This is a genomic window from uncultured Dysosmobacter sp., assembly GCF_947631635.1.
In the GTDB taxonomy this organism is placed as follows: domain Bacteria; phylum Bacillota; class Clostridia; order Oscillospirales; family Oscillospiraceae; genus Oscillibacter.
Map to the genome: position 1 here is coordinate 1 of NZ_CANRMB010000053.1, position 8559 is coordinate 8559.

General features: G+C 56.3%; 2 protein-coding genes. One reads left to right on the forward strand and one right to left on the reverse strand.

The genetic code is table 11. The annotated features are described in order from the left end of the window. Window positions 1-6572 (reverse strand): hypothetical protein (locus tag Q0Z71_RS16925; RefSeq protein WP_298025326.1); only part of this gene is annotated, 6572 nt, incomplete at its 3' end. Window positions 6573-6935: 363 nt separating this feature from the next. On the opposite strand from Q0Z71_RS16925, the gene Q0Z71_RS16930 reads away from it, so the two are divergent. After that, on the forward strand, window positions 6936-8051 hold the full coding sequence (locus Q0Z71_RS16930) for a site-specific integrase (protein ID WP_298025331.1): 1116 nt from the start codon (window positions 6936-6938) through the stop codon (window positions 8049-8051). Window positions 8052-8559 lie beyond the last annotated feature (508 nt).

The window sequence follows — 8559 nt, forward strand, 5'->3', positions numbered from 1 at the left end:
TTACCGTCATTCTCCGGATCACCGTCTGAGTCAAAGCCGTCGTGGGGGTTCTCCGTCACCGTATAGGTATAGCCCGACTTCACCGGCAGGTCGTTGACCGTCATGGTCTGGCCGCCCTTGAGCTTGAAGGTCCATAGGTTTTCGGAATTGGCTACAATGTCGTTGTCGCCTACTCCTTCAGTCGTGCCCATCGGCAGCAGGCGGCCGGTTTTCACCGTCTTGTCGTCCTCATCAGTGATGGTGTAGCTGTAAGTCCCGTCCTCAGGCGCTCCGATACCGCTTGGCGTGATCTTCAGCGTGAAGGTGAACTCGGTTTTCCTGTCATCGTCGGTGATGGTCGTGCCTTCCTGAGCATCCAGCTTCTTGGTGATGGAGATGTCGCCCGGCTGGAAGGTGTTGGTGTAGTTGACCTGCTCCTCGCCATCGCCCGTGTCGCCGGTGACGGTGGTCCTGTCAGTGTATTCGTCGGTTGTGAGTTGCTGTACATGTTCGATCTTCTGCAGTTTATAGCCCTTGGCCACCTGATCGTCGGTCAGCTTCTCCACAAACTTGTACTGTGAGCCGCTGAGGCCGCTGAACATCAGGCCCTCGCCGTGCCGCAGCGTGAACTCGGCGGTGATCCGGAGCAGACGACTGATATAATCATCACCCAAGGTGCCAAACCGATCCTTGTTGTAAAGATCGGCTTCCTCGAGCTCCGTGCCCGGCCCATTTATGCCGCCGTCGTTTTTATTGGCGTTTTCGCCGAATTCCAGCGTCACAGTCATATACTGGGTGCGGGTCTTATACGGGGAAGAAAAGTTCGTCGTGCTGTCCGTCGCGGAGCCGGGCTTGCGGATAACGAAGGTATGGAAGGTCAGTTCCTTGTGGCTGTCGCCGTGCTCCCCGTCGTCGTGCACCCAGGCGCCATCCACAACGGCCTCCGCCGCTATGGTGGAGATTCCGCCCGGTTCGCCGGGGGTGCCCATCAGAACGTCATTGACGCCCTCGGCAATATCGACTTCATCTTTGGGGATCAGCTCGGCGTTCTGCACCCAATAGGTCTTGGTGCCGGCGGGACGCATATCAGAAGCCGGGCGGTAGCTGTCGGTAGTCCCCTCTACAGGATCTGTTATCTCATCCTTATGGGCTTCATCCACGAAGGTCGTCGTGCCGTTCTTGCTCTCTGCAAGGTTTGGGAAGTTTTCCGCATCTTCCTTGTAGTCCTCGTTCTGGTACAGCCGGTGGACGTGCGCAGCGTCCGTGCCCGGTGCGCCGTTGGAGGGCAGATACATATAGTAGAGGTTGGGAGAATCCTGTTCTACTTTCTTTTCGCTCTGCGTACCGTCATCATTGGCGTAGTACCACCCGTCGCTGCCCTGGACAACCTGTTTGGCAATAGGGATTTTGCTGCCACCCTCCAGGGTGCTGTCCGTTTCCTCCAGGACGAAGAGCGCACGGGTAGAGTCATTGGTCAGAACCAGGTCGCTGTTGTCCGTCAGCACGTCGATGTAGGCCAGCTCGCGTTCCCAGTTGCCGGCGTACTCGTTGTACTCCGTCTTCACGGCCGTGCGCGTGCCCGTCACGCCCTGGATGGAGACCTGGAAGTTGAATTCCTCTTTCTCCTGATCGTCCGTCAGCGTATAGCCCTCCGGCGGCACGAGCATCTTGGTCACATGGAGCGTCTGGTTCGCGATCTCCAGGCGGCCGTTGTTGCCCAGGAAGTTATCAATGATCACGTCATTGTCCGTGCCGGAATTGTCCGAGATCGTCGGCAGGTAATAGTTGTATGCGGTCTGGGTCGTGTTGTCCGTCTTTAGCTGCCGGTTGTTGGACATATCGCCGGAGCGCACGCCGCCGGGGCGGGTGGCCACCGCGAATTTGAATCGTTCTTTGAACTGCTCAGCAGTCTCAATTCCCGACAGCGCCGCCTGAACGAGGGGATCTTCCTGCACCGCAGTCCAATATTCAACCTGCTGGGTCAGCGCGCCGATGGTCTCGGGGTTCGTCTTTGGATCCGCAGGTATGGTCGGGTCGTACTTCGGGTTGGGGACTTGCTTCTCGTCACTCAGGCCGATGGATTTCAGATAATCTTCCAGATTCTTACCGGGTTCGCCGCCCTTTTTATAAGTCAACTTCTCGAAGGTCGGCTCGCCGCGGGTGCGGTCGCCGGTATCCGACATGGAGACATACGCGAACTCGACATTCAGCTTATTTGCGGTGTCCGTCCAGCAGAGCATATCGCCATTGTTGATCTTGCTGGAGACGTAGCCGGAGCCGAACTCGCTGCCCTTGCGGGCGATCGCGTACTGCACCATATGGCCCGCCTGGGTGCCGGGAACCTCTTCGCCCTTGTCGTCCACGCCGGTGGTGCCTTTGTAGGGTACATAGAACTCCAGCAGGATGAAATAGTAATCGTCAGAAGAGAAGGAGTGGGAGCCGGGCGCGGTGGTGCCGTCCTCGTTCGTGGTCACGTGGTCCAGCAGATCCTCCTCGGAGAAGATGATGCCGCCGTCCACGACCTCGTAAGTGCCGCCGTGGGAGTCTTTGATATACTGCTTTCCGTCATCATCCCACGTCGCATCCCTCAACGCATTACTGAAAGCCGTTTGGGTGCTATAGACGCCCATGAACTGGCCGCCGACCCAGGAGCTGGCCTGCTGCTGGCCGTTATATTCCTCCCAGGTGGTCTTTCCGTTGCCGGCCCGGTTGTTGTCTTTTGTCCACTCTTTGCCGTCGTTATTGTCCACGGCCTTGAGGTTGGAACCGTCCCAGCGGTAGGCGTGGGCAAAGAGGGGCAGGGGCTTCTGGAACACGTAGTAGCGGTTGTCCGCGCCGGGGGAGAAGGTCACCGTCGGGTCGCCCCGGGTCCGGGAGACGGTGTCGGTGGCGTAATCGCCGTACCGGGTTCCCGAGTAGAAATTGGAGATGAACCAGACGTAGTCCTGGCCCTCCACCGTGTGGGAGCTGATGTACTCCGGCGAGATGGCGTTGAAGTCCACGCCGGCTTGGTTGCCGTCCTCGTCCCGGAGGATCAGGTCGTCCTCCAGGCCCACGGCGTAGAACAGCCGGAACGGGGTGGACTGGTAGCAGAAGTTCTGGTGGATCTCATCGGTGACTTCTTTCGTTACCGTTTCTCCGCCCTCTTCTACGGTGATCTTATCGCCTACCTTGTGGTCCTTGCCTAGGTTGGTCTCGTAGGACAGCACGCCGTCCGGCCCCAGGGTGATGGTGGCCAGCTCCGTGGGGATGGCCGCGGCGGGGATGTTCACATACAGCGACCGGTCATAGCCGCTGTTGGGCGCGATGGCGCCGTCGGTGTCCACGAAGTCGCCGGTGTCCTCCACCCAGACGCGGATGTCGCTCAGCCGGTACACGCCGGGGGTGCCGGCGTACTCGCTGTCGCCCACAGGGTATTTTCCCTCTGCCTTATACTTATCCCACTTTTCTTGCAGTTCTTCCGGCACACCGTCGCCGTAGATGGGGTTGCGGCGCAGCTCGTTGCGGTCCTCCTGTGAGCCGGCGAAGCGGTAGCAGGTGTATACCGTGTTCTGTACCTGAGCGGGTAGTTCGCTGGGATGGACGTTGGGATTGTCAACGCCCGTGATGGGGACGAAGTTCAGGAGGGTTTCGAAGTTAAAGCGCATGACCCAGCCGTCGTCCCGCGCCTCCTGGGCGCTGCTGTATTCTTTGCCGGTGTCGGGATCTTTTATTGGATACGTGCTTGAGCCGTCGGCGTCCTTTCCTATATATTCACCGGCGAGCGCCTTTTGATTTGCTTTAGGCTCGCCTTTGTACCATCCCTGCTTGAACGCCCTTGTACCCGTTCCGGTCGGATCGTTCAATTGCATCCACTGGTCGTTCCAGTGCCAGTCGTACACGCCGGCGCGGACCAGGCCGTGCATCTCGCCAAAGACCAGCAGGGACATATCGTAGGTCTGCGGGCCGGACATACCGACGTTGGGATCATCCACGTGGTGCGGCGTGGCTATGATCGCCTCGTTCTTGATCTCCATGTACTCGCCGATGGGGTCCTGATAGGTGATGGAGTCGCCCACGCCGGCGTCGTTGTCGCCCGACACGGGGACGAACACCTTGCCCAGGATCAGGCCCAGGATCGTATCAAAGGTCTCTCCCAGCTGGCTGGAGGTCACGTCGTAGAAACCGTCGTTGTAGGCGATGTTGGCTATTACAGCCTCGTCGGTGACATGAATGGTGTCGTCTTGCGTCGTACCGTCCTTTTTTGTGAGCTTTGTTTCGTAATCGGCATCGTTAGTGCCGGCTTTTGCAATAGATTTGATCTGGACTTTTGTATTATCTTCGTTCGCTATAGTAGCTTGGGTCTCACCGTCGGTCTTCCACTGATTCCATGATTGATATAAATCGTTATATACTTCCGTTAATTTGTGGCTGTCTGCAAGATCTTCGTCCCCGAATTGTTCCGCTTTTGTATACCACTTTGCCGAATTGATCGTATCGAGCGGGTAATCCTTCGGGTCGAGCGTAGGATACAGACGCATTTTGCCCCATTGCGGCACGTGCTTCGTATCGACGTTCATCGTGTAGGTGAAAAGGTCGCTCTTGCTTTCCTCTGTCGCCCCGTCTGCCGTCCAGCCGTTATTATAGTGCGTCTTAACAACGTCGTGCATATACGCGGCGGTCAGCAAAACCTCAAGTATGGTGCCGGGTGCGTCCACAGGGCTGTTGTCGCTGCTGTAAAATACGCCCGCTTTGTTCCAAGTCGGAGGAAGTGTCAATGTACCGTCTTTATAGATGTCAGCTCCGGAATTATATATACCGTGCAGACCGTTCCAATAACCTTTAGAATCAACGGGATTATCGCCATGAGCAAGGGTATCGTTTCCGGGGAGATATACTTTATACCATTCGTCGCCCGTATTGTCATTGAGACGATGACTGACATCGAGAGGATATCCTTTAGATGGAGATTCATCAATATGATTCCAATCAATTGAATCATCGGTTAAATAAGCAAATCCCGTTCCACCTTCAGTTCGCTGCCCATAGCGCCCATTCCAATCTTTTACGGTAAATTCTTCGGTTGCACTATTTCCCATCTCGTTGAACGAGAAGTTCGCGCCGCCGTCCGACATGATGATGGCGGCGGGGATGCGCGCCACGGTGGACACCACGCCGTTTGAGAGCGTCTCTGTGTAGGTCGTCGCCTTCGAATCCGCGAGCTGCTTATAGGCGAGGTAGATGCCGCCCTGCGTGTTCGTGAAGTAGCCCACGTAGTCCTCGGCTTCGAGACCGGAGGTTAAAATCATAGCTTTGCTAAGATTTGACCCATCGTCTAAAGCAGCAGCAAGATCTGCACCACACCAGTACTGACTTGTTGTTACATCGCTTGAGCCCTGATAAACATTTATACTCTGGGTGGAAAAATCAGCTTTTGGCGTAGTTCCGTCATTTTCCCAAGCGCCCGGGAAAGCGTGTACATGCTCCCCCACATTGTTAAGCACATTGTTGCTGACGGTTTTTTTGATGTCTTTCCATTTATAGCCGTCAACTTTCTCGTCATTGGGTACGCCCGTTGCGTCGCCGGTCGTCTTGTTCAAAACTCCCGTATATGTGTTGTACTGTGCGTTCACCACGACCGTGTAGCAGGTGTCGCGGTTGTTCATCCAGTACCAGCCCTCTGTTGTAACTGGATCCAGTTTAACGCCGTTCTTTTTCACGTCGTCGCCGGGCGATCTGTAGACCAGATCGCTGGCGTGGTACAGCGTCTCCATGCCGCCCACGGTGAGATAGTCCTGTTTCACGCCGTCAACAACTGCCCTCTTATAGTGGCCCAGGGGCATGAGGACCACGGCGTTGGCGCCGTAGCCGCAGACCGCGACGCGGTTCTGCGGGTTCTGCGCCATCAGCTTGTCGATAGTCGTGTTTATAGCGTTAAGCGTAGTCTGTATGCGCGAATTTGCGATACGCTCCGCCATCGGCACGCCCGCTTCGGGAAAACCGTCGCCATGAGATTCCCCGTTGGCTGTGCCGTCTTTTGTATGCGCAACGTAATAATTCCCACCCGGGTCGATCTCGTACCGGGTATCCTGTCCCATACTTCCAGACATGTCGAATACGATAACGAGATCCACAGGGCTGGGCGGGTACTCATTCACCACCTGGGAGCTGGCCAGGGCCGAAAAGACGTGGGCAAAATCGGAGTTGAACTTCACTTCGCCCGTGTAGCCGTCGTGCTCCATGTTCAGGGTGATGGTATGTTCGCCGTTAAAGTGGATATCATCCGCCCTGTCGCTGTCGCCAGAGGCGAACACGGTCTTGTCCGTCCAGACGCGACCGGCGTACCGGGAGCCGGTGGTCTCAGTGAGCAGACGGAATTGGTAGTCGTCCATGGTGTCCGGGTCCGCCACGCGGGAGCCATCCACAATGTCGTCTGTGGGCTCGGCGCTGCGGGTGTCGGCGTGTACGGCGGGCGTGAGGATCCCGCCGCACAGCGAGAGGACCATACACCCGCACAGCGCCAGCGCCAGGGCGCGCCTGCCCTGGCTTTTCAGCGCGCGCTTCGCGTGCAGGCGCTCCAGAAATGTAAGGAGTTCGTCCTTCAGTCCCTTCATATCGGTTTCCTCCCAGAAAAAGGTGGTTTGGGCTCTGCTCCGTCGCAGAGTTCGCCCCTCCACGCTCAGCTAGTCATACCCGATCGGTCGCAGAGTTCGCCCATCTACGACCAGTGATATATCCAATAATTATACAAAGTTTACCATATCCGTTTTTGAATTTCAATAGGTTATTTTGTAGTTTACGTAAAAATTTTGCATGCCCGGCTTCTTGATCGCGCAACGCGGCTGTTTGGCCGCCCGTCAAAGCGGCGGGCCGGGGCTATCGCAGTCAAAACCGCAGTCAAAACACCGCTGCGACGCACTCTTCTCATATAATTATCATGCTGCGCCGTAATACTATATGAGAGGAGGCATTCGATTATGGCGAGAAAGGGTGAAAACATTTTCAAGCGCAAGGACGGGCGCTGGGAGGCGCGCTATATCAAGGGCCGCGAGCTTTCCGGCAGGATCAGGTACGGGTTCTGCTACGGCAGAACGTATAAGGAGGCGAAAGAAAAAGTCACGCGATATAAAGCCGCTCTGTTAGTGGGGGCGCCTGTCCCTGCGGCGAGCAACCGGCACAGGTTTGCTTTCTTCTGCGAAGAATGGCTCCAACTGGAGCGGGGGAGGGTGAAGGCGTCCACCTACGTCAAGTACAACACGATCCTGACGAGGCACATCCTGCCAAAGCTGGGCGGGTGCTTTCCGCTGGGGCTCACCACACAGCTTGCGGAGCGGTTCAAGCGGGAGCTTCTGGACGAGGGCCTGTCCGCTAAAACTGTTCGGGACATCCTCACTGTCCTGCGCTCCATTTTGAAGTACACGGCAAAGCAGTTCCCCGGCCCATTCCCCGCGGTGGAGATCTGCTATCCGAAGGAACAAAAAACGGAGGCCCGCGTGCTCTCCCAGGAGGAACAACAGCGGTTTGTTTCCTATCTCCAGACGGACATGGACGAGTGCAAATTCGGCATCCTCCTGGCTCTGCTCACTGGGCTGCGGATCGGGGAGCTGTGCGCTCTGAGATGGGAGAACGTCTCGCTGCGAAACAGGACGATCCATGTGGCCGCGACTATGCAGCGGCTGCGGGACTTTGACTGCACCGGGGCAAGTAAAACGAAGGTAATGATCGGCAGCCCAAAGAGCGATACCTCCATTCGGACGATCCCTCTCACCGAGAACGCGGTCAGGCTCTGCGGGCAATATGACCCGCACCGCCCGGCCGCCTTCCTTTTAACTGGCACGGAGCAGTTCATGGAACCCCGTCAGGTGCAGAGGATGCTTGCGAAGTACACGAAGGAGTGCGGCCTGGAGGGAGTCCACTTCCACACGATACGCCACACCTTCGCTACCCGCTGCGTGGAGGCGGGCTTTGAGCTCAAGAGCCTGTCGGAGATCCTCGGCCACTCCGACACATCGATCACACTCAACCGGTATATTCACTCCTCCATGGATATGAAGCGGGAAAACATGAACAAGTTGTCGGCCGTCGGCCTGTAAAGGAATAGCAGTCCAGCATTTTAGTCAAACGCGGAAAATGTCAAGCCGCTTTTGCACGAATAATAGCGACATAGCCGGGCAAATCCCAGAAAAAAGCTTATCTGCGCGCAGAGGGGCGAACTCTGCGACCGAATAGGCTGAGAAATCCTGTACTCTGCATTGGTAAACTGAACGCACAGTCTGAGCATCGTTTTTTCAATTCGCATAAAAAGACTGCCCCCGTTCCTGCTGGAGGAACGGGGGCAGTCTTTTTCAATAGCAGATTTTTGAGCGGTCAAAATCAAAAATCAACAGGAGGTTGTTTTTCGCCGAAGTTCTGCTTGACTCAATTTGGGATGATAAACAAAAAACGCCGGTTTTTGTGTGCTTTCTGACGAAAACAGAGGCAAAAATCGGTGTTTTTTGTGGCACGCCTAAGAGGATTCGAACCTCCGACCTACCGCTTAGGAGTTTGGTCTGCTCAATATCCCGTGGTGCATTGCCGTTTCATACAATGCCCGGAAATGCC